The following is a 21,902-nucleotide window of genomic DNA, read 5'->3' as shown; positions in this document are numbered from 1 at the left end:
GGACGAACATGATCGCGCGCAAACTCCTGCACGCCGTGTTGGGTGCGGCGCTGCTCTCGCTGCTGACAGCGAATCCGAGCCTTGCCCACGAGCAGACGGGCGTCGGCGGCGGGCTGGCCAGCGGCCTGCTGCATCCCTTGACGGGGCTGGATCATCTGGTCGCGATGGTTGCAGTCGGCATCTGGGGCGCGCAGCTCGGCGGCGCGGCGATCTGGATCCTGCCGGTCGTCTTCCCGCTGGTGATGGCGTTCGGGGCCATCCTGGGAATCCTCAAGGTCGGATTGCCCGTCCCGGAGCTCATCATCGCGCTGTCGGCGCTGGTGCTCGGGCTCGCGGTCGCGATCCGCATCCGTGTCCCGTTTGCAGTTGCGGCCATCATCGTTGCGATCTTCGCCATCTTTCACGGCCACGCGCACGGCGTCGAGCTTCCGACGGCGGCAAATCCCCTGGCCTATGGCTGCGGCTTCGTGGTCGCGACCGGTCTTCTCCACGCCTGCGGCATCACCATCGGCGCGCTCGCGCGCTGGCCCGGCGGCGAGCGCATCATCCAAGGCGTCGGAGCAGCCATCGCCGCGCTCGGCGGCTACTTCCTGGTCGCGAGCCTCGGAGTCGCGGCATGAGCACGTACCGCCGGACCGCCCTGCTCGCATCGGCGCTGCTGCTGACGCAAGCGCAGCTCGCTGATGCCCATATCGTGTCGGCCCGGCTCGGCGACTTCTACGCCGGCGCCCTGCACCCGCTGCTCGCGCTGCAGGACGTCGTGGTCTGGGTCGCCCTCGGGTTGCTGGCCGGCTCGCTCGGTACGGCGAGCGGACGCTGGCTCGTCGTGGTGTTCCCGCTCGGCTTGTGCACGGGGCTTGCACTCGCCGCCGGCTCTGGCGCAACGGCGGTGTCTCCACTCGGCGATGCCGCGACCATTCTGATTCTCGGGCTGCTGCTGGCGGCGGCCTTGCGCATTCCCGTGGTCCTGCTGAGCATGATTGCATTCGTGCTCGGCGTGATGCGCGGCGCCGCCAATGCCGGCGAGCTCGTGCCGCAGACCGACCGCCTCCTCTACGCCGCCGGTCTCGCCAGTGCGGGCTACGTCACCATCACCCTCGTGATGGCGCTGGCGGTCACCTTCAGGCGTCCTGAGACCGAGCCGGTATCGAGCTGGCGCGGGATCGCGGTGCGCGCAGTCGGTGGCTGGGTCGCCGCAATCGGCCTGATGATGGCGGGACTATCGCTCGCAGCCTGAGCTGGCCTATGCTCGGGCGATCCGACCCCGCGAATTCCAGGGCTGCGTGACCGACGCCATCAACATCGTTACGATCGTCGCGCTGCTCCTGACCTGCGCCGGACTGATCTGGACAGATCTGCGCAGCGGGCTGCTGCCGGACTGGATGAATGCGCTGGTCGCCGCCAGCGGCTTCGCAAGACTGGCGACGCTTGTCGATCTCCCCGAGGCACTGTGGAATTGCGCCGCAGCCCTCGCCCTCGGCTCGGCGCTGCTGCTGCTGCGGCTGCTCTACGCAATGGCCCGCGGCCGCCAAGGATTGGGCCTCGGCGACGTCAAGTTTCTGATGGCTGCGACGCTTTGGGCCGGCCTGCCAAATATGCCGATCCTGCTGCTCATCGCCGCGACGACGGCACTCGCCGCAGCGCTCGTCCTCTTCATCATGGGCCGCCGGCTGACAGGCCAAACGGCGCTGCCGTTCGGCCCGTTCCTCGTCCTCGGCCTGCTTGCCGTACTCGCTCTGCAGGCCACCGCGAGCGAATTGCTCGTGACCTTCTGAATGCGGTAAGCCGTGACTTCAACGCGCCCGCCGCGCCATCCGCTCGCGTCCGCCCGGCGGCGCAGGCGGGGTCATCGGTCCCGCCTGCACGTCGCCGCTGCCGGCTGTGCCGAGCTGCGGCATTTGCAGAGTGACGGTCTCCGGCGCCTTCAGCAGCGAGGCCTCACGCGGTCGCAGCGACTGCAGCACCCATCCCTCATGCGAGGCGCCGACCCGCAAGCGCAGCGAAGCCTGCGACGAGGCATCGACGAAGATGCCGAAGCTCTCCTCGTCGCCGATCACCGTGCCGACGAGCTGCAGGTTTGGTCGTTCCGGCTCTTGCGGCGGCGGGGGCGGCGGCGCTCGCATGACCATGACGGGTGCGGCAACCGGTGGCGGCCGGCGCGAGGCCGAGAAGATCGGACGGTCGCGCGTCGCCGAGAGAGCACTGATCGGAACATCCCACAGCGGGTTGGCACTCCTGCGCCCCGGGACTTGCGCGCTGGGCGCCTCGGAAACGGCCGGCGGGTCGGAGGCGCCGGGCGCGGCCTGCACGGGCGCAGCGGACTCGAGACCATCCGCCGTCTCACCCCAGGCACGGCCGAGCGAAGCTGCAAGCACGCATACGGTCGCAACGGTGACGAGACCTGAACCGACGAACGATCGCATCACATCTTTCCCTGCCATTGGCCCGACACGGTGACCAGCACCGTCAGCCGCCCCACACCGCCGGTCGCGGCCGCCAGCGGTTGCTGCACGTGCAGCTGATCGACGAAGAGAAACGGCAATCCCGCTTCGAGATCATAGAGCAACTGCTGCAGCGCCGGCTGTTCGAGCTCGCAGCTGGCGACGACGCTGATCAGGTTCTCGTTGCCGCGCGCCGCCGGTAGCTCGACCTGGGTCGACAGCACGCTGCCGCCGGCCTTGCTGATCGCCTCCGTGAGGCGCTGCACCAGCGCCGCGCCCGCGATGGTGACCGTTCGTCCCTCGACGAACACCGATCCGCCCGGAGCCGTCACGCTGTCCGAGGAGGAACTGCTGTCCGGCCGTTTGCGTCCGGAAAACTGCGCCAGTTGCGCGTTGGTGTCATTGAGCTGGTCGCGCTTGGCGACGAGATCGGCGACCGCTGCAGCACCAAGCCAGAGCAGTGCGACGATGGTCGCCGCATAGAGGATCGCAGAAGCGGCCGGCGAGTTCACGAAGATCCGGCGCAGCGATGTCGACCAGTTCATGCCCGGTCCCCGAAATAGGCGTTGATGCGCGCCTCGATATGGAAACGCTCGCCCGCTTCCCCGGCGGTGCGCGTCGTCGGCGCATAGAAGGTGGCGCGGCTGAACTGCGGCGACTGCTCGATCAGCCGGATCAGCGCGGGGGCGTCCTGGGTCAGGCCGGAGATCTGCAGCCGATCGTTCTCGACATGCATCTCGACGACATACGTCCCGTCGGGCAGAATCTTCGACAGCGTGTCGAGCACGATGACGCTGGCGGGACTGGTCTGCTTGCGCTTGGCGAGCAGCCCGTCGGCGGCGGTGGCGCCCATCGCGGGCCGCAGCGCCGCGCGCAGCCGCGTGACCTGCGCCTGCGCATCTTCGAGCTCGCCATCGAGATATCCGCCGATCAATGTTGTCGCGATCAGCAGCACGGCCGTGGTCGCAGCAACCGACAGCCAGCCGAGCTTGAGCACGCGCCCGAGATCGCGCCCGCCGGCAAGCGACGAGCGCAGCGACGTCTTGAAGATCTGGATCTGGCCGCCATCGGCTGAGCCGACATCGGCGGTGATGACGAGCCTGGCGGCGCCGACCTGATCGGCCAAGGCAAGCAAGGGCTGGACCAGAGCGCGCGGCGTCGCCGCGAGCGTCAGCGCGATCCGATCCCCGACTGCGCGCGGGGCGCTGCAACCGTAGAGGACCTGATCGAGATTCCACGGCGTCAACCTGCCGATCTGCGTCCGGATCATGCCGTCGAGAAACGGCTCGGCCTGCTTCGGAAAGTCGAGCGGGCGGACCAGGACGCTCTCGGCGGCCAGATGGATTTCCAGCGCGGCGCCGCGCAACGTTCGCAGCCAATCCGGCGAGAGCCCGGCCTGCGCAGCGCCGGCCGCCGGATTCACCCTTGCCGGCGCCGGCATCGGCTTCACCTTCGCCTTCGCCTTCGGTTGCGCCTGAATCGTCAAGACGACGCTTTCTGTTCGGTCATGGCGGACCAGCACCTGCGGACGTCTGAGCAGCCGATCGGCCACGGCTTCGATCGCCGTCGCGACGCTCGCCGTCCACACCGTCAGTCCGCGCTCGATCGCTTCGGTCAGCTTCATGGCATTCCCCGCGCCTGAAGCGCTCCCCTCGGTTGCGGCCCCTCGTCCTGGCGCGCCAGCAGCCGATAAGGCTCCTCGCCTTCGCCGGGAACGATCACCGCCGTCGCCGCATGACGAAGCCCGCCCGCCGGACCGACGACGATGCGCAGCCGATAGGCCTTGCTCTTGCCCTTGGCGGCATCCTTCGCAACAGGACCGAGCGTCTTGGCCAGCGTATCGGCATCCTGTGACAGCGACGCCCTTGCGTTGAGGAAATCCTTCAAGATCAGCGGCGTCATTCCCGGCAACGCTGCAACGACCTCCGGTGCAGCGATCGTCGGATCGATTCCAGGAGAGCCGTTGAAGACGGTCACCAACGGAAGGGCCCGATCGACGAGCGATGCGGGAATGCCGAGGACGAGCGACAGCTCACCGACATGCGCGAACGGCGCCAGGCGCGGCACACGCTTGAGACCGGCCGCCGCATAGCGCGCCTCCTCCGCCTGCGCCTTGGCTGCATCGGATGGCTTGGAGCGCCACGCAACCACCCGCTCGGCAAGATCCTTGGCGGCATCCCGGTCGACGCCCAGCGTGACGAAGAGGTTTTCGAGCATGTCCTTCGAGGTCGTATTGAGATCGATCCGCGCCGCTTCGTTGACGAACGAGACCGCAATGTCGTTGCCTGCAAGGGCCAGGCGGAAACCGCCCTGCCGCGGCCGCTCCTCATCCTTGGACAGCAGCAGGCGATAGGCCGACAGTTCGATGGCCGCCGAGATCAGCGCATCGGCCTCGACCGCCTCATCTTCGAGCCGCAGCAACCGCGCCGAGCTGCCCAGCTGCTGCGAGACGACCACGACGAGGGCCGCCAGCGCCGCGAGCATCCACAGCGCCGCGATCAGGATGAAGCCATCCTGCGCGCCGCGCCGGTCGGCAGAGCCATTGCTGAAGAAGCGAACGGGCATCAGTCGACCGGCTCGCTCGTGTTCGGTTGGGCCGGCTCGGCCACGGCTGGCTGGTTCGCGGTGCCGCCCGCTCCCGTATCGGCAAAACCGCCCCCGGGCGCATCGACCTGAATACGGACTGCGCTGACGAGTACGGCCGCGCCGCCACGGCTGTCGTCGTAGATCGTCATGCGGACGGCGGACGGCAGCTTGGTCGCATCGCGCCATTCCGTCGTCCAGGCCATCGTCCTGTCGGCATAGGCGAACGACATCCGGAACGGCGCCGACAGCAGCACCACGGGATCGACGAATTTGAAATGCTCGGCCACGGGCTGGCCGACCGACACGGGCTCGAACGCGGCACGCGATCGCCGCAGAGCGCGCTCGCCCCTGCCCCCTTCCTCGCCGATGCGCACGATATCGAGGCCATGTCCCGCATTCGGACCAAACTCGGCGCGCACGAACACCGCCGAGACCTCGTCGCCCACGAACAGCGGTCCCTTCTGCTCGCGATTGGCTGAAACAAACTGCACGGCAGCGAAATCATCGCCGACCCGCCGCAGCGCGGCGGCCACCATCTCGGCGCGCTGCACGCGATCCAATCCGCGCTTCCATGCCGGCAGCCATTGCGACGTCACCGCAGCCAGCGCCGACAACACGATTCCGGCAATCGCGAGCGCGCCCAGCGCCTCGATCAGCGCAAAGCCCTGCTGTTTCGGTCGATCGGGTGGGACGCGCATCAGCGCGCTCCTCGCGCGAGGCGAACCGTCTGCACATCGGCGACGGCGCCCGAGCCGGTCTTCACACGCAAGGTCACTGCCTCCGGAATCCACCCGGTCTGCCCGGCCGGCTCATTCCAATCACCACCGAGCGGCCTGACCTGCAGCACCACCGCCCCGGAGCCGGAGCGCTGATCGATCCTGCCCGGCTGCAGCCGGCCGCGATCGGCCAGCATCGTTGCCAATGCCAGCCTCATGTCGGTGACCAGGGTGACATGCTGTTCGAGCTTGCGAACACTGGCCGCGTTGCGCGACACCACGGCGCCGATGGCGATGATCGACACGCTGACGATGGCAAGCGCGACGAGCACCTCGATCAGCGTGAAGCCTGCGTCACTCCGGTCGCCTATATCAACCATTGGCAAGCGCGCGCGAGACAATGTCGATCCTCCCCGTCAGCCAGTTCACCCTGATCTCCAGGCTCAGATCGGCGCGCGACAGGGTGATCGCGCCGCCGCAGGACAGGCCGTCAGGAAAGAAGCTGATCGTCGCCAGCACCGGCCGATGCTGGCAGCTGCGCGGCAACGTCGCCAGGAACGCGACGTCGTCGGGCAGCTTCAACGCAGCCGCGCCGCTGCCGGAGCGGATCAAGCGGCGCGACGTGTCGACCTCAGTGTCGACGCGCGTACCCGTCCGCATCGATGAGGCACGATCCGACTTCAACAGCGTCGCCGCCTGCAGCGCATAGGCCTGCAGCCGCGGTCGCGACGTCTGCCGCGGCAGATAAGGCAGCGCGACCGACGCCAGCAGCGCGACGATCGCGAGCACGCAGACCATCTCGAGCAGCGTGAAACCGCGCTGGCCGTCGTCACTCACTGCGCGCGCTCGTCTGCGTCGGCGTTCCCAGGACGATGTCCGCCGCCGTTCCGCTGCCGCCCTCCTGGCCATCGGCACCGTAGGACAGGATGTCATACGGGCCGTGGTCGCCCGGCGCGCGGTAGACATAGGCCGTATTCCACGGATCCTTCGGCACGGCACCGCCCTTGAGATAGGGGCCGTTCCAGGCGCTCAGTCCGGCCGGCCGTTGCGCCAGCGCACCGAGACCTTCCGAGGTCGAGGGGTAGCGGCCGGCATCGAGATAGAACAGATCGAGCGCCGCCGAGAAGCTCTGCAGTTGGATCCGCGCCGCCTTGGTCTTGGATTCACTGAGATAGTTCAGAACGCGCGGACCGATCAGCCCCATGATCAGTCCGATGATCGTGATCACGACCAGCATCTCGACCAGCGTGAAGCCGCGCTCCTGCTCGCGCCCGGCCCTCGTGGCCGGCTCGATCTGCGTATCTGATCTCATATCGTTCTCCTTGATGTCGGTCAGCCGACCAGTTGCGTCACCGAAAGCAGGGCCGTCATGATCGAGACGATCAGGCCCCCGACGACCACGCTGATCAGCAGAATGGCGGCGGGACCGACGATGCCGACGACACGGTCGAGTCCCCGCTGCAGCTTGGCTTCGTAGAATTCGGCGATCCGAGTCGACAGCGTCGGCAACTGGCCGGTCTCCTCGCCGAGCCGCAGCATGCGCAGCGCCATCGGCGGCAGCATGTTGTCGGCCGACAGCGCCTGGGACAGCTTGCCGCCGTGACGGACGCGATCCGCCGCCGCCGACCATGGCGCGCGCGACGACGTCACCGCCATCACGTCAACGAGGATGCGCAGGGCGGCGCTCAGATTGACGCCGCAGCCGAGCAGCAGGCCGAGATTGCGGCAGAACAGGCTGGTCCGATAGAACAGCAGGAGGCTGCCGATGCCGGGCGTCACCGCCAGCACACTGGTCAGGCCGGCGCGAACCGCGGGCTGACGCAACAGCCACCAGCCTGCCGCAAGCAGCGCCGCACAGCCGAGCGTGATCGCAACTGCATTGGCGCGCAGCAGATCCGACATCGTCATGAAGAAGCCGAGCGCGGTATCGGCACGGCCGCCGAAGTCGCGCAGCACGGCGGAGAAGTTCGGCAGCACGGCCACGAGAAAGAACAGCATCACGCCGATCGCCGCGAGGAAGACGAAGGCGGGATATTGCATCGCGTCGGTCAGTTTGCGTCGCGTCGCCTCGGAACGCTCGCGTTCGCCGGCCAGCGCAGTCAGCACGTGGTCGAGCGTTCCCGACGCTTCGCCGACGCGCATCAGCGCGACATACATCGGCGAGAACAGCTGCGGCTGGGCAGCCGCCGCGTCGGCGAAGCTTTCGCCGGCCATGATCGCCGCGCGCAGCCGCGCCACCACGGGACGGAGGCGGCCGATGTCGGAGTCGCCGGACAGCAGGTCGAGCGCGTCGTCGAGCCGCGCGCCGGCCTTGAGCAGCAGGGCCAGGTCGCGCGTGAAAGTGGTCACTTCAGCCGCGGACGGAGCGCCGAACGAGAACCCGGACGCAGCCCCCGTCCGCTCCTTCTTTTCCTCCACGGTTTCGATCGGCAGCAGTTGCAGATACGAGATGCGCCGTTCGACCTCGCTGCGCGACGGCGCGACGAGAGATCCCACGACGATTTCACCGGACTGCGTCAACGCGCGATAGCGATAGCTCGGCACGATCCACCTCACCGCGCCACGAGGACACGAAGCAGCTCGGAGGCCGACGTGACACCCGCACGGCACTTGGCGACACCGTCATCGAGCATAGTCGTCATGCCTTCCCGGATCGCCAGCCGATCGATCGCGAGGCCGTCGGCACGATCCGCGATCAGCTCGCGCAGACCGCTGCTCAGCTCGAGCAGTTCGAACACACCAACCCGGCCTCGATAGCCGCTCTGGCCGCATCGCTCGCATCCCCTAGGGTGCCAGGTGATGTCGCCGGGGACGAGGCCAAGATGACCGAGGCGTGGGTCCTGGCGACAGGTGTCCTCATCGAGCGGCTTCGGCGTCTTGCAGTGATCGCAGAGCTGGCGCACCAACCGCTGCGCGATCACCGCGCGCAGGGTCGACCGCAACAAGAAGCCTTCGACGCCGAGGTCGAGCAGGCGCGGCACCGCCGCCGCGGCGGTTTCCGTGTGCAGCGTCGTCAGCACCAGATGGCCGGTCAGCGCAGCATGGACGGCGACATGCGCCGTCTCGCTGTCTCTGATTTCGCCGACCATGATGACGTCGGGATCCTGACGCACGAAGGAGCGCAGCGCGCTCGCAAATGTCAGCCCGATCGCCGGCTTGATCTGAGACTGATTGATGCCGGGGATCTCATATTCCACCGGATCCTCGACAGTGAGGATCTTGCGCTCCGGCGTGTTGAGCATGGACAGGATCGTCGCCAGGGTCGTGGTCTTGCCGCTGCCGGTGGGCCCCGTGATCACGATCATGCCGTGCGGCAGCGTGATCAGGCGCCGGAGTGCAGCGTCGTCGCGGGTCGCGAGGCCGAGGCGGCTCGCAACCAGCTGGGAGCGATCCTTCGGCAGGATGCGCAGCACCGCCGATTCCCCGTGCTGGGTCGGCATGACCGCGACGCGGACGTCGATTTCGGCCCGGCCGGCGCGAATGCGCGCCGCGCCGTCCTGCGGCAGGCGCCGCTCGGCGATGTTCAGACCGGCGACGATCTTGATGCGCGAGATCACTGCCTGCGGCAGCACGCCGGCCGGCGCCGCGATCGGACGCAACAGGCCGTCGACACGCAGCCTGACCACGAGGCCGGTCGAGAACGGCTCGATGTGGATGTCGCTGGCGCGCATCTCTACCGCCTTCTCGATCAGATCGTTCACCGCGCGGACGACCGGCGCGCCGCTGGCGAGATCGCGCAGACTTTCGATGTCGTCGTCACGGATCTCCTGCGCCGGCGAGATCTCGGCGTCGTCGGAATCGCCAAGCCGCTGGTCGAGGACGACGGCGATATCCTCGTGCGAGGCGACCTTGAAGAGAGTCTGCGGGCCGAGTACCAGTTCGGCGGCCCGGCGCACGGCCTGATCGGTCGGATCGGCCATCGCGAACACGGCGGCGCCGTCAGAATCTTTGTATGGATAGCCGAGCACCTCGCGGAGGAAGCGGTCGGAGAACTCGCTCACCGCGGGCAGTGCCGCCATCAGTTCGCGCAGCGCGACGCGCTGCAGTCCCGTGAAGCCGGCGACCTCCTCCGCGAAAACGTCGGCGGTCAGGCCGAACCTGTCCCAGAGCGCGATCTGCGTTTCGCCCGCAGCTCCGCCTTCGCCCGCCGCCTGGGGATGGCGCTCGCGAAGATAGGCATGAAATTGGGTCGACAGTGTACCGCTCATGGCGTGATCCGGGTGGCGCCCGTGCCGGCCCCAACGTCTCGGCACGCCGCTACTGGTGACCCTCGTTATTGATCGCGAACATGACGGCTGTACGAATGCCGGAGGCGCCGACATTTCCGACACACATGCGGCGCAAAGGTCGGGCGGCAGCCGCCAATTATACATAAGTGTCATATTGGACCGCTATGCAGGCTGCGCGGTCTAAACGAGGCGCTGCTGCGTTTCGGCCGGTCAACACGAGTAGATCGGTAAGTCCATGTTTCGTATCGGCAATCGAAGCCAGTCCGCTGCGGTTGTCAGACCTGCCTCGCTGCTGGCGATTGCGGTGCTGCTCGCCTCCTGCAACATGGCAACGCTTAATTCCCAGGCCAGCGCGCCGGCCGATGTCGACGTCATCGACAAGGTGCGCTCGCTCGATATCCTGCCGCGCGACAGTGGACCGGTCGCATCGATCCAGGGACGCCCCGAGGTCGAGCGCGCGAGCGCGCGGACATATCAGGGGACCACGGTTCAGGAGGTCGCCGAGGTCAGGCCGCTTCCGGCGGCCGATGGCAAGGGCTATGACCTCAATTTCGAGAACACGCCGATCGCAGTGGTCGCGAAGGTCGTGATCGGCGACATCCTCGGCGCGGGCTACTCGATCGATCCCCGCGTGCAGGGCAGCGTCAGCCTGGTGTCGGCGCGGCCGGTGCCGAAATCCGACATCCTGTTTGTGCTGGAGAGCGCGCTGCGCCTGTCCGGCGTGGTGCTGGTCCGCGAAGGCGGCGGCTACAAGCTGACCCCGCTCGGCGACGCCATCGGCGCCGGACGCGTCGACGGCGAGGCCGGCCGCGCCGAGCCCGGCTACGGCGTCTCCGTCGTGCCGCTGCAATATGTCGGTGCGCAGACGATCCTCAAGCTTATGGACAGCTTCGCGACTCGCGCCGGCAGCGTGCGCGCCGACACTACCCGGAACTTGCTTCTGATCCAGGGCACAGGAGCCGAGCGACGCTCCGCGATCGAAACGGTGATGAGCTTCGACGTCGACTGGATGCGCGGCCAGTCCGTCGGCATCTTCCCGGTCAGCAATTCGGCGCCAGAGCCTTTGATGGCGGAGCTGGAGAAGATCATGGACTCCGGTGAGAACGGATTGAGCCAGAATCTCGTCAAGCTGCAGGTCGTCAATCGCCTGAACGCGATCATGGTCGTGACGCGCAAGCCAGCGCTGCTGCAGAGCGCGGCAACCTGGATCCGCCGGCTCGATCAGGCCGACTCCGGGCGCACCAGCGTCCACGTCTACCGGGTCCGCTACGGCGACGCGCGCCAGCTCGCCAAGGTGCTCACCGACATGTTCGGCGGCGCCGGCTCGTCCTCCACCGACGGCGCCGACGGCCAGACCGCGCCGGGGTCCGACGGCACCACGACGTCCGTCGCGGACCGGCTGTCCTTCAACACCAATGCAGCCGGCTCATCGAGTTCGAGCGCCAATCCGACGAGCAGGTCCCAGGGCGGTGGTCTCCCGAGCATGTCATCTTCGAGCACGTCGTCCTCCAGCAGTACGCCGTCCTCGACCGGGCTGGAGCCACGCAGCAGTGGTGCTGGCGGAGGCCAGGCCATCATGCCGAATGTCCGGATCACCCCGGACACGGTGAACAACTCGCTGCTCATCTATGCCGACCGCGAGAACTACCGCATCATCTCCAGCACGCTGCAGCAGCTCGACCAGCCGGTGCTGCAGGTCGGGATCGACGCCACGATTGCCGAAGTGACGCTCACCAACGAGCTGTCCTACGGCGTGCAGGCCTATCTTTCGAGCAAGGTGCTCGGCCTCGGGACCGACAAAGGATCGATCACCAATACGCAAGCCACGTCGGTCGCCACAGCGACGACATCCGCGGCGACGACGGCCTTGATCAACCGCGCTCTGCCCGGCTTCAACTTCCTGATCGGACACGACGCCTCGCCCAACATGATCCTCGACGCACTCCATACCGTCACCAGCGTCAAGGTGCTCTCCAATCCCTCGCTGGTCGTGATCAACAACCAGACCGCCACCCTGCAGGTCGGCGACGTCGTGCCGGTATCGACCGGCAGCGCGACCGTACTGTCGTCGAGCAATACTGTCGTCAACACCATCGACTATCGCAACACCGGCATCATCCTGCGCGTCGTGCCGCGCATCGCCGCCAACGGCAATGTGCGGCTCGAGGTCGAGCAGGAGATCAGCAACGTCGCGGCCCAGACCGCCGCGAGTCTCACGCCGACGGTGTCGCAGCGCAAGGTCAAGAGCGCCATCTCCGTCGCCAACGGCCAGACCGTGCTGCTGGCGGGCCTGATCAGCGAGCAGCAGACCGGCAATCGCAACGGCATTCCGGCCTTCGACGAGCTTCCGGTTCTTGGCGACGCGTTCTCGCATCAGGGCAAGAAGGGTACGCGCACCGAGCTCATCATCTTCATCCGGCCGCAGATCATTCGCGACGGCAGCGATGCGCATCAGGTGGCAGAAGAACTCCGTTCCAAGCTCCGCGGATCAGTCGGAGCGAGCATCACGGATGATTTGCGTGTCCGCACCACCCGTTGACCCCAGCCAAGTGATCCGGCCGACAATGGGGCGCCTCACCATCGCCTGCACCGCAGCCATCCTGCTGCTCGGAGCACTCGCCTCGCCCGTTCGCGCCGATTCGGTCAGCACCGCACGCATCGCCTATGCGCGCGGCGACTTCGTCCGCGCCGTGCGCGTGCTGACCCCGCCTGCCCTGCGCGGCGATCCACGCGCTCAGGCGATGCTCGGCTTCATGTATGAAAACGGCTTTGGAACCCCGCAGGCCTACGAGGTCGCGAGCGATCTCTATTGTCAGGCCGCCGCAGCCGGCAATCCGTTCGGCCAAGCGATGCTCGGCCTGATGTACGACAAGGGTCATGGCGTTCCACAGGACGTCGTGCTCGCCTACAAATGGCTGAACCTTGCTGCCGGACATGCCAAGTCGACCCAGCGCAGCTACTTCCTGCGGCTTCGCAACGCCGTCGCATCCAAAATGTCGGCCAGCCAGATCGCGCAAGGCCAAGCCCTCGCGCTGAGCTGGGTGCCCGGCCAGCTCTGACCAGTATCACCGGTCCATAGCCCGGCGAGCGCTGGCTCCCGACAGCAATGGAGTCAAGCTCCTGGCGGCACACGCGCTGCCAAGCTGGTGCTGTGACGTGCGTGTCCAGTATCCGCGCTGCTCGGCGCATTTCACAAAACCGAAGCAAGACCGACACCACGTTGCAATTTGTTGCCGCGATAGATCGTCGCAGGCAAGCGGCCATCAGCATGCGCGCGCCACCACCCTCCTCCGTCCGGAGATCTCATGACCAGAACAGTCACACGGTCCAAGGCGCTCGCCCTTGCGACCACCGCCGTCTTCACCGCGACCAGCGTCGCGCCAGCCTTCGCCGAACCGGCGACGAGCACACCGATCAAGCACGTCATCATCATCGTCGGCGAGAACCACACCTTCGACAATCTGTTCGGCACCTACAAGCCGAAGGCGGGTCAGACGATCGACAATCTGCTCAGCAAGGGCATCGTCAACGAAGACGGCACGCCGGGCCGGCATTTCAAGAAGGCGGAGCAACGGATCGGCCGCGACGAGGTTCGCTACACTGCCGAGACCGCGTCCACCGGCGCCTATGCGACACTGCCGCAGCCCTACACCACCTACGGGATCGGCCTGCCGCAGAACGTCCTCGACACCCGCTTCCCGGCCAATCTTCCCAACGGCCCGTACCAGATTTCGAAATACGTCTCCTATGCCGCCTACACCGGAGATCCGGTGCACCGCTTCTTCCAGATGTGGCAGGACATCGACGGCGGCAAGCACGACAAATTCGTATGGGTCGAGCAGACCATCGGCACCGGCTCGAACGGTCAGCCCTATCCGGCCGGCGGGTTCAACCCGATGGAAGGCGCCATCTCGATGGGCTTCTACAATATGAACCCGTTCACCGACGCCGCCGGCAAGGCCCAGCCCGGTGACGCAGCGTTCTTCAAGCAGCTCGCCGACGAGTATGCGATCAGCGACAACTATCATCAGGCGATCATGGGCGGCACCGGAGCCAACTTCCAGGCGCTCGTGACCGGCCACGCCGCGTTCTTCACCAATCCCGAGACGCTGAACGGCGCCCCCGCCGTGCCCTACGCCAACCAGATCGAGAATCCGGATCCGGTTCCCGGCACCAACAACTACTACAAGCAGGACGGTTACAGCGGCGGCTCCTACGTCAATTGCTCGGACCCCAGCGCGCCCGGCGTCGCCGCCGTCAACGAGCAGCTTTTCAAGAACGGCGTCTATAGCAACAACTGCGCGCCGAACCACTATTATCTCGTCAACAACTACAGCATGTTCTGGAACCAGACCAGCGCCAAGCCGAATGCCCTCGGCTCGGACAAATTCGTGCTGCCGCCGCAGAGCGCGCCGACCATCGCCGACGTGATGACCGCAAAAGGCGTGTCCTGGAAATACTACAGCGCCGACCGCGGTGACGATGCCACCACCTTCGCCAAGAGCGTCGACGGCGTGCCGCTGCTGTTCCACTCCTATTGCGGCATCTGCGACCCGCTCACCGGCTTCAACAACATCATGAAGAACCCCGCCGAGGAAGCCAAGCTGCAGAACTACGGCGCCTTCGTGAAGGACGTGCAGAACAACACGCTGCCCGCAGTGTCATTCGTGCGTCCGTTCGAGGCGCTCGCCGGGCATCCCGCCGATTCGACCACCGACCTCTACGAAAAATTCCTCGAGGCCCTGATCAATCGCGTCAAGGCCAACCCCCAGCTCTGGGCCAAGACTGCGATCTTCATCACGACGGACGAAGGCGGTGGCTACTACGACTCCGGCTATGTCCAGCCGGTCGACTTCCTCGGCGACGGCACCCGCATTCCCTTCGTCCTGGTCTCGCCGCTGGCCAAGAAGGGTCATGTCGACCACACCTATTACGATCACGTCTCGCTGCTGAAGTTCATCGAGCGCAACTGGCGGCTGCCCACGATCTCTGCCGTCAGCCGCGACCGACTCCCCAATCCGATCCATGACCGGGACGACAACCGCTATGTGCCGAAGAACCGTCCTGCGATCGGCGACCTGATGAATCTGTTCGCCTTCGGCGATAACGATGGCGATCACGATCACGACGGCGGCTGGCATCATCACGACCACGGTGAGCACGGATACGGCGACGACCGCTGATCGACCGGGAGTCTGCCGCTGTCAGGAACAGCCCGCCGCACACGTTGCGGCGGGCCATCTGCGCATTGTGCGCGGCGACGAGATTGATGGTGCACCGATTTGCAACATCGTGACGCCGTCAGCGGATTGTCAGCCGATCGTCACGCCCCCGTTATCGAGCCTCCGCATCGTCCCGCCGCCGCTTGAACGAAGCGGCGCGTTGCAACCGAGGTCTTGGGGGATCTTGCAGAATGTCACTTCGATCATCTTTCAAATCTGCCTTTCATGAATTGCTCGCATTGTCCGTCACGGTGTCTTTGCTGGCGTTTTCCGCTGCCGCGCCGAGCCTTGCGCACGACCATGGCTTCGACGACGATGACGACAGCTACGCCATCGGCCTGTGGGGCGACCTGCCCTACTCCACGCTGCAGGCCACCGTCGGCGTCCCCAACCTGATCGCCGACATGAACGCCCATCGGCTGAAATTCACGGCGCACGATGGCGACCTGAAGCAGGGCTCCAATTCCGCCTGCGACGCCGGCCTCTACGCCCAGGCGCTCGCCTTCTTCAACAGCCTCGAGGCGCCCGCGATGTTCACCCCGGGCGACAATGACTGGGTCGATTGCGATCGCCCCTCGAATGGCGGCTTCAACTCGCGCGACCGGCTCGATTACGAGCGCAAGGTGTTCTTCTCGACGCCGTTTTCGCTCGGCCAGCGCAAGCTGCGCCAGGAGGTGCAGACCGATCCGCTGTGTCTGAGCGCCAACGGCACCAAGGTCGGCTGCGTCGAGAATCGCCGCTGGACCGTTGGCCGGGTCACCTACGCGACCCTCAACATCCAGGGATCCTGCAACAATCTCTGCGACACAAATCCCGATCCGGACGAATACAACGCGCGCAACGCGGCCGTGATTCTGTGGATGCAACAGACCTTCGCGGAAGCCAAGAGGCGCAACTCCGCCGCGGTGATGTTCATCACCCAGGGCAACCCGGGCTGGGACCAGGCCGACCCGACGCGCGCGCCGCTGCGCGATCCGAGGACGCTCGCCGAAACCGACGGGCAGCCCGATGGCTTCGTCAGCTTTCTGACCGCCTTGCGCACCGAAGTCGAGGCGTTCCGCAAGCCGGTCGCCTACGTCCACGGCGATTCCCATTACTTCCGGGTCGACCAGCCGTTCCTCAACAGTACCGGCCAGCGGCTCGAGAACTTCGTTCGCGTCGAAACGTTCGGCGACAATCAGGGTAACGGCAACAATGACGTCCGCTGGCTCAAGGTGACCGTCGATCCGCGCAGTCGCGACGTGTTCTCCTTCCAGCCCGTCACGGTGCCAGCGAACCGCACCGCCGTGCCGGCGCCGACCCGCAACTGAGCCTCATGATGATCGGGTCGTCCAGCTTGGCTGGGCGACCCTTGTCTTTCGCCTCTTTCGCGGAGTTCTGGAGTCGGACTCAACCGAGCGACCGCAGCCAGGCCAGCCGGGCGATCGCCTGCGACGCCAGCCGCTGCATCAGATCGAGCCGGTCCGGTTCGGTCGCTCGCTCCGCATGCTCCAGATACGCGTCCGCGAGCGCCTCCGCCAGCACGGCCGCATCGGCTTGCGCGAGCCCAGCCGGCAGGCGCAACAGGTCCGCAACCTCCGATGCCATTGCCGCGGCTTCCTGCGCAAGCTCGCGCACGCGATCCGCCGGGCGGCCAGCGGCGCGCACAGCCATCGCGTCGAGCAACTCGGCGAGTCGACGCTCCAGCCGGCCGGCGTCGATCGTGCCGGCGTCCGACGCCACCGACGCCGCGCGCCTGGCGTCGGTCTCAAGATGATAGGCACGGCGCCGCTCCTTGCGCAGCGTCGCGACATGACCGAGTTCCTCTCGCGCCATCGCCTCGGACGCCCTCTTGACCTCGGGATCATCGGCAAATGCCGCAAGATAGGACCAGAACGCAAAGGCCCGCTCCTCGTTGCGCACCGCCATCGACAGCGCGCGGTACGGCGTCATCAGCCGCGAGTCCTGGATTTCGCGTGCCACGCCGGGCTCAAAGGTCTCCGGTGGTTGCCAGCGCACCAGCGACGCATCGGGGGCACGCCCCGTTCGCGCTTGCGACCATTGCGCGACACTGTCGACATGCTCGCGCTCGGCCGCGGCCAGCCTCGCGAAGACAGCGGCCAGATCGAGCCGGCCTTGACGCTGCATCTCTCCGGACAGCTCGTCGTAGCGATCGGCCGCCTCCTGCTCCATCGCATTGGCGAGCGCGAACAGCTCGTCGATCGAATGCAGGTTCCCGGCCGGTTCCGACTTGAGCGAGAGCGTGCGTGTCAACAACATATGATGGTCCGCCTGATTGTCCTGGCTTGTTTGATCCAGCGCAACGTCCGTCGGATTGCGACCCACTAGACAACCGGCACGATAAGGAGTCAATTTAGCCTGGCTCTATTTGCTCAGGGATTGTCAATGGCGACGATCCTTCCTTCCCCGAAACAGTCCTGACTGGAATACGGCCCCTTCGCGGGCCGTCCGTTCCGCTTGAGGTGATCATGGTTGCGAGTGATGTCGCCACCCATCGGTGGCGCATGCCTGCTATCCTGGTAGCAATCCTCATCGGGCTCTGCGCGATCGCGGCCCCGCGCGCAGCACATGCGGCCGGCGATCTCGCAACCTACCTCTCGAAGATCACGCCGGGTGAGCTGTTCCCGGATGCGGATCGTTTCGGCGTGCCGCAAGGCGAGCCGCCGATCATGCCGGTGTATCGCGGCGATCAGCTCAAGGGTTACGTCTATCTCAACTCCGATTTCGCCAATTCCGTCGGCTATTCGGGCAAGCCGATCCACATCCTCGTCGGCATCGATCCCAAGGGCGTCATCACCGGGCTGAAGCTGGTCGATCACAAAGAGCCGATCGTGCTGATCGGCATTCCCCAGCCACGCATCGTTGCCGCACTCAACGGCCTGCTCGGCAAGGACATGATGCCGATTGCGCAAGGCGCGGAACATGCGCCGCAGGCCGACATCGTCTCAGGTGCCACGGTCACCGTGCTGGTGATGCACGACAGCATCGTGCGCGCCGCCACGCGCCTGATCCGCAGCGGCCGCATCGGCGCCGGCTCAGCGGCGAGCGCCGCCACAGCGCAGCCGAGCGAGACCAAGACGGTCGATCCCGACAAGAGCGAGATCCGCGACTGGAGCAGCCTGCTCGGCGACGGCTCGGTGCGGCGCCTGCATCTCAGCATCGGCGACGTCAACGACGCTTTCGCCAAGTCGGGCAATGAGGCGGCCGCGCAAAATCCGGAGCCCGGCGATGCCGGCGACACCTTCATCGATCTCTATGTGGCCATGGCCAGCGTGCCCACGATCGGCCGCAGCCTGCTCGGCGACGAGGGCTATCAGCGACTCAAGCAGCGATTGCAGCCCGGACAGCAGGCGATCGTCGTCGCCGGCGACGGCGTCTACTCGTTCAAGGGCTCCGCTTATGTCCGAGGCGGCATCTTCGACCGTATCGAGGTGCTGCAGGAGGGCGGAAGCACACGGTTCCGCGACAAGAACCACATGCGACTCGGTGCGCTGACCGCCGCCGGCGCCCCTGCCCTGCGCGAGATCGGACTGTTCATCACGCCGCCCGAATTCACGCTCGACCCGACCGAGCCATGGCAGCTCCAGCTCCTGGTGCAACGAAGCACAGGCAGCCACGACAAGGCGTTCCTGACATTCGATGTCGACTACACGGTGCCCGACGCCTACTTGAAGCAGCAGACGCGCCCCGCTGTGTCGGCAGCGAAGGCGACGTCCGCGCGTCCCGCCCCGACCACGGCGCAACCGGTCGCCGACGACACCGAGGAGCCGTTATGGATGCGCATCTGGCGCTCGCAGACGATCTCCATCGGCATCACCGCGCTGGCGCTGGCCGCGCTCACAGGGATCTTCTTCTTCCAGAACGTTCTGGTGCGCCGTCCCCGGCTCTACACCTGGGTGCGCCGCGCCTATCTGCTGTTCGTGCTGGTCTGGCTCGGCTGGTACGCCAACGCCCAGCTTTCGGTCGTCAACGTCGTCACCTTCGTCAACGCGCTGCTGACCGGCTTCCATTGGGAGTTCTTCCTCGCGGCGCCCTTGATCTTCATCCTGTGGGCGGCAACGGCGGCTGGACTGCTGTTCTGGGGCCGCGGGCCGTTCTGCGGCTGGCTCTGTCCGTTCGGCGCGCTGCAGGAGCTGACCAACACAGTGGCAAAATGGCTCAAGGTGCCGCAGATCACGGTGCCCTGGGGGCTGCATGAGCGGCTGTGGCCGATCAAATACATCATCTTCCTCGGCCTGTTCGGCCTGTCGCTCTATTCGGTCGCGCTCGCCGAGCAGGTCGCGGAGGTCGAGCCGTTCAAGACCGCGATCATCCTGAAATTCTCGCGCAGCTGGCCGTTCGTGCTGTATGCCGCGGCGCTGCTCGGCATCGGCCTGTTCATCGAACGCTTCTTCTGCCGCTATCTCTGCCCGCTGGGCGCCGCGCTGGCGATTCCCGGACGCATCCGCACCTTCGAATGGCTGCGTCGCTGGAAGGAGTGCGGCTCGCCCTGCCAGCGCTGTGCCAAGGAATGTCCGGTGCAGTCGATCCATCCCGAAGGACACATCAATGTCAATGAATGCATCTACTGCATGCATTGCCAGGAGCTCTACTACGACGATCAGCGCTGTCCGCACATGATCCAGGTCCGGCTCAAGCGCGAGAAGTTCGAGGCGATGTCATCGCCGTCGATGCGCGCCGCCAAATCCGGTCCGAAGACCGTGATCACCCATGCCGGTCGGCCGACGACGGCGCCGGCTCAATCCAACGATCTCACTCATCCATCATAAGGAGACGACGATGGCGCACGACGACGACCAGACGAAACTCAGCCGCCGACAAATCGTCGGCACCGCCGCGCTCGGCGCGGCCGGCGTGGCCGGCAGCATCGGCCTCGGCAAGAGCGTCGAGACCACGCCGGCCGCCGCACAGTCGCGACCGGCGCAAGGCGCCGGCAAGGCGGAGGTCGCGCCCGGCCAGCTCGACGAGTACTATGTCTTCTTCTCCAGCGGCCAGACCGGCGAGTTGCGGATCGTGGGCATGCCCTCGATGCGCGAGCTCATGCGCATTCCGGTCTTCAACCGGTGCAGCGCCACCGGCTGGGGCCAAACCAACGAGAGCCGCAAGATCATGACCGAGGGGCTGCTGCCCGAGACGCGCGAACGGCTCAAGGACCGGCTCGGCATCTGGATGAACGGCGACTGCCACCATCCGCACATGTCGTTCACCAACGGCACATATGACGGCCGCTACATCTTCATCAACGACAAGGCCAACACCCGCCTCGCCCGCATTCGCACCGACGTGATGAAATGCGACAAGATCATCGAGCTGCCGAACCAGTACACCATCCACGGCATGCGTCCGCAGAAGTTCCCGCGCACCGGTTACGTTTTCTGCAACGGCGAATATGAGGTGCCGCTGCCGAACGACGGCAAGGTGCTCGACGACAAGTCGAAATACTGGTCGATGTTCTCGGCCGTCGACGGCGACACCATGAAGGTCGCCTGGCAGGTGATCGTCGACGGCAATCTCGACAACACCGACTGCGACTACCAGGGCAAATATGCGTTCTCGACCTGCTACAACTCGGAGAAGGGCGTCACCTTGGCCGAGATGACGGCAAGCGAACAGGACTGGGTCACGATCTTCAACATCAAGCGCATCGAGGAGGCCGTCAAGAAGGGCGACTTCAAGGAGATGAACGGCGTTCCCGTGATCGACGGCCGCAAAGGATCGCCTTACACGCGCTACGTGCCGGTCTCCAACAGTCCGCATGGCCTCAACACGGCCCCCGATGGCATCCACGTCGTCGCCAATGGCAAGCTGGCGCCGACGGTCACGGTGATCGACGTCCGCCTGATCGACAACCTGTTCGACGACAAGATCAAGCCGCGCGACGTCGTCGTGGCCGAGCCGGAGCTCGGCCTCGGGCCGCTGCACACCGCCTTCGACGGCCGGGGCAACGCCTACACTACGCTGTTCCTTGACAGCCAGGTCTGCAAATGGAGCCTCGATCTCGCCAAGCGCGCCTTCAAGGGCGAGAAGGTCAACCCCATCATCCAGAAGCTCGACGTCCACTATCAGCCGGGCCACAACCACGCCTCGATGGGCGAGACCAAGGAAGCCGACGGCAAATGGCTGCTGTCGCTGAACAAGTTCTCCAAGGATCGCTTCCTGAATGTCGGCCCGCTCAAGCCGGAGAACGACCAGCTGATCGACATCTCCGGCGACAAGATGGAGCTGGTGCATGACGGCCCGAGCTTCGCTGAGCCGCATGACGCCGTGATCGTGCACCGCTCCAAGCTCGAGGGCCGCGTGACCTCGATCTGGAAACGCGACGACCCGTTCTTCGCCGACGCCCGCAAGCAGGCCGCAGCCGACGGCGTCACGCTGGAGAGCGACGCCAAGGTGATCCGCGATGGCAACAAGGTGCGCGTCTACATGTGGTCCAGCGCGCCCGCCTACGCGCTCGAAAAGTTCGAGGTCAAGCAGGGCGACGAGGTGACGGTCTATGTCACCAACATCGACGACGTCGAGGATCTGGTGCACGGCTTCTGCATCGTCAACTACGGCGTCAACATGGAGATCGATCCGCAGCAGACCTCGTCGGTGACGTTCATCGCCGACAAGCCCGGCGTGTACTGGTATTTCTGCACATGGTTCTGCCACGCCATGCACATGGAAATGCGCGGACGCATGCTGGTCTCGCCGCGGAACGCGTGAGCG

20 protein-coding genes are annotated in these 21,902 nt (G+C 66.1%); 9 read left to right on the top strand and 11 right to left on the bottom strand.

The genetic code is table 11. From position 1 onward, the window contains the following. Positions 1-8: 8 nt before the first annotated feature. From ACQR1E_RS29280 to ACQR1E_RS29270, 3 genes are read left to right on the top strand one after another with little or no spacing between them, the layout of a single operon-like run. Positions 9-620, top strand: a complete 612-nt coding sequence (locus ACQR1E_RS29280; protein ID WP_315752557.1) for a HupE/UreJ family protein — start codon at positions 9-11, stop codon at positions 618-620. Further along, positions 617-1,237: a HupE/UreJ family protein gene (locus tag ACQR1E_RS29275; RefSeq protein ID WP_315717477.1), complete on the top strand. Its 621-nt coding sequence runs from the start codon at positions 617-619 to the stop codon at positions 1,235-1,237. The genes ACQR1E_RS29280 and ACQR1E_RS29275 overlap by 4 nt, the downstream gene beginning before the upstream one ends. A gap of 46 nt (positions 1,238-1,283) precedes the next feature. After that, positions 1,284-1,775, top strand: coding sequence for a prepilin peptidase (locus ACQR1E_RS29270; protein ID WP_315768965.1), 492 nt, complete (start codon positions 1,284-1,286; stop codon positions 1,773-1,775). A gap of 18 nt (positions 1,776-1,793) precedes the next feature. On the opposite strand, the gene ACQR1E_RS29265 is transcribed toward ACQR1E_RS29270, so the two are convergent. The 10 genes from ACQR1E_RS29265 to ACQR1E_RS29220 are packed head-to-tail and all read right to left on the bottom strand — an operon-like array spanning position 1,794 to position 9,951. Continuing rightward, positions 1,794-2,423 carry a hypothetical protein gene (locus tag ACQR1E_RS29265; protein ID WP_434897899.1) on the bottom strand — a complete coding sequence of 210 codons (630 nt, stop codon included), beginning with the start codon at positions 2,421-2,423 and terminating at the stop codon, positions 1,794-1,796. Continuing rightward, positions 2,423-2,986, bottom strand: coding sequence for a type II secretion system protein GspM (gspM, locus tag ACQR1E_RS29260; protein ID WP_434897898.1), 564 nt, complete (start codon positions 2,984-2,986; stop codon positions 2,423-2,425). The genes ACQR1E_RS29265 and gspM overlap by 1 nt, the downstream gene beginning before the upstream one ends. Continuing rightward, entirely contained in the window at positions 2,983-4,065 is a 1,083-nt protein-coding gene (locus tag ACQR1E_RS29255) for a PilN domain-containing protein (RefSeq protein ID WP_434897897.1), read from the bottom strand. Before ACQR1E_RS29255 ends, gspM begins: the two co-directional genes overlap by 4 nt. Beyond that, positions 4,062-5,006 (bottom strand): general secretion pathway protein GspK, encoded by a 945-nt coding sequence (locus ACQR1E_RS29250; RefSeq protein WP_434897896.1) that lies wholly within the window; start codon positions 5,004-5,006, stop codon positions 4,062-4,064. Before ACQR1E_RS29250 ends, ACQR1E_RS29255 begins: the two co-directional genes overlap by 4 nt. Continuing rightward, positions 5,006-5,725, bottom strand: coding sequence for a PulJ/GspJ family protein (locus tag ACQR1E_RS29245; protein WP_434897895.1), 720 nt, complete (start codon positions 5,723-5,725; stop codon positions 5,006-5,008). The genes ACQR1E_RS29250 and ACQR1E_RS29245 overlap by 1 nt, the downstream gene beginning before the upstream one ends. Continuing rightward, positions 5,725-6,123, bottom strand: a complete 399-nt coding sequence (locus ACQR1E_RS29240) for a PulJ/GspJ family protein (protein ID WP_434897894.1) — start codon at positions 6,121-6,123, stop codon at positions 5,725-5,727. Before ACQR1E_RS29240 ends, ACQR1E_RS29245 begins: the two co-directional genes overlap by 1 nt. Further along, entirely contained in the window at positions 6,116-6,580 is a 465-nt protein-coding gene (locus tag ACQR1E_RS29235; protein ID WP_434897893.1) for a prepilin-type N-terminal cleavage/methylation domain-containing protein, read from the bottom strand. The genes ACQR1E_RS29240 and ACQR1E_RS29235 overlap by 8 nt, the downstream gene beginning before the upstream one ends. Beyond that, on the bottom strand, positions 6,573-7,055 hold the full coding sequence (gene gspG, locus ACQR1E_RS29230; RefSeq protein WP_315717468.1) for a type II secretion system major pseudopilin GspG: 483 nt from the start codon (positions 7,053-7,055) through the stop codon (positions 6,573-6,575). Before gspG ends, ACQR1E_RS29235 begins: the two co-directional genes overlap by 8 nt. Positions 7,056-7,075: 20 nt before the next feature. Further along, positions 7,076-8,287 (bottom strand): type II secretion system F family protein, encoded by a 1,212-nt coding sequence (locus ACQR1E_RS29225; protein ID WP_315827804.1) that lies wholly within the window; start codon positions 8,285-8,287, stop codon positions 7,076-7,078. Positions 8,288-8,295: 8 nt separating this feature from the next. Continuing rightward, positions 8,296-9,951, bottom strand: a complete 1,656-nt coding sequence (locus tag ACQR1E_RS29220) for a GspE/PulE family protein (RefSeq protein WP_434841983.1) — start codon at positions 9,949-9,951, stop codon at positions 8,296-8,298. A 256-nt stretch (positions 9,952-10,207) separates the two neighbouring features. Here ACQR1E_RS29220 and gspD point away from each other — a divergent pair, with 256 nt between their 5' ends. The 4 genes from gspD to ACQR1E_RS29200 all read left to right on the top strand — a co-directional run bounded on the left by gspD (position 10,208) and on the right by ACQR1E_RS29200 (position 16,504). Further along, positions 10,208-12,511, top strand: coding sequence for a type II secretion system secretin GspD (gene gspD / locus ACQR1E_RS29215; protein ID WP_434897892.1), 2,304 nt, complete (start codon positions 10,208-10,210; stop codon positions 12,509-12,511). A 25-nt stretch (positions 12,512-12,536) separates the two neighbouring features. Further along, a complete protein-coding gene (locus tag ACQR1E_RS29210; protein ID WP_434897891.1) occupies positions 12,537-13,031 on the top strand; it encodes a tetratricopeptide repeat protein in 495 nt (164 codons plus the stop codon). Between the two features lie 246 nt (positions 13,032-13,277). Further along, positions 13,278-15,155, top strand: a complete 1,878-nt coding sequence (locus tag ACQR1E_RS29205) for an alkaline phosphatase family protein (protein ID WP_434897890.1) — start codon at positions 13,278-13,280, stop codon at positions 15,153-15,155. A 230-nt stretch (positions 15,156-15,385) separates the two neighbouring features. Beyond that, positions 15,386-16,504 carry a hypothetical protein gene (locus ACQR1E_RS29200; RefSeq protein ID WP_434897889.1) on the top strand — a complete coding sequence of 373 codons (1,119 nt, stop codon included), beginning with the start codon at positions 15,386-15,388 and terminating at the stop codon, positions 16,502-16,504. 79 nt (positions 16,505-16,583) lie between these two features. Here ACQR1E_RS29200 and ACQR1E_RS29195 read toward each other — a convergent pair whose 3' ends face one another. Further along, positions 16,584-17,453 carry a ferritin family protein gene (locus tag ACQR1E_RS29195; RefSeq protein ID WP_315717461.1) on the bottom strand — a complete coding sequence of 290 codons (870 nt, stop codon included), beginning with the start codon at positions 17,451-17,453 and terminating at the stop codon, positions 16,584-16,586. 209 nt (positions 17,454-17,662) lie between these two features. Between ACQR1E_RS29195 and ACQR1E_RS29190 the strand changes: the two genes are divergently transcribed. Both ACQR1E_RS29190 and nosZ read left to right on the top strand, forming a co-directional pair. After that, positions 17,663-19,963, top strand: a complete 2,301-nt coding sequence (locus tag ACQR1E_RS29190) for a 4Fe-4S binding protein (RefSeq protein WP_434841986.1) — start codon at positions 17,663-17,665, stop codon at positions 19,961-19,963. 10 nt (positions 19,964-19,973) lie between these two features. Further along, positions 19,974-21,899: a TAT-dependent nitrous-oxide reductase gene (gene nosZ / locus ACQR1E_RS29185; RefSeq protein ID WP_315717460.1), complete on the top strand. Its 1,926-nt coding sequence runs from the start codon at positions 19,974-19,976 to the stop codon at positions 21,897-21,899. The last annotated feature ends 3 nt before the right edge of the window (positions 21,900-21,902 follow it).

Origin of the sequence: Bradyrhizobium sp. HKCCYLRH1030 (assembly GCF_051168395.1) — a bacterium.
GTDB lineage: Bacteria > Pseudomonadota > Alphaproteobacteria > Rhizobiales > Xanthobacteraceae > Bradyrhizobium.
The sequence above is the reverse complement of the archived record's forward strand: the minus strand, read 5'-3'. Positions and strand labels throughout refer to the sequence as shown.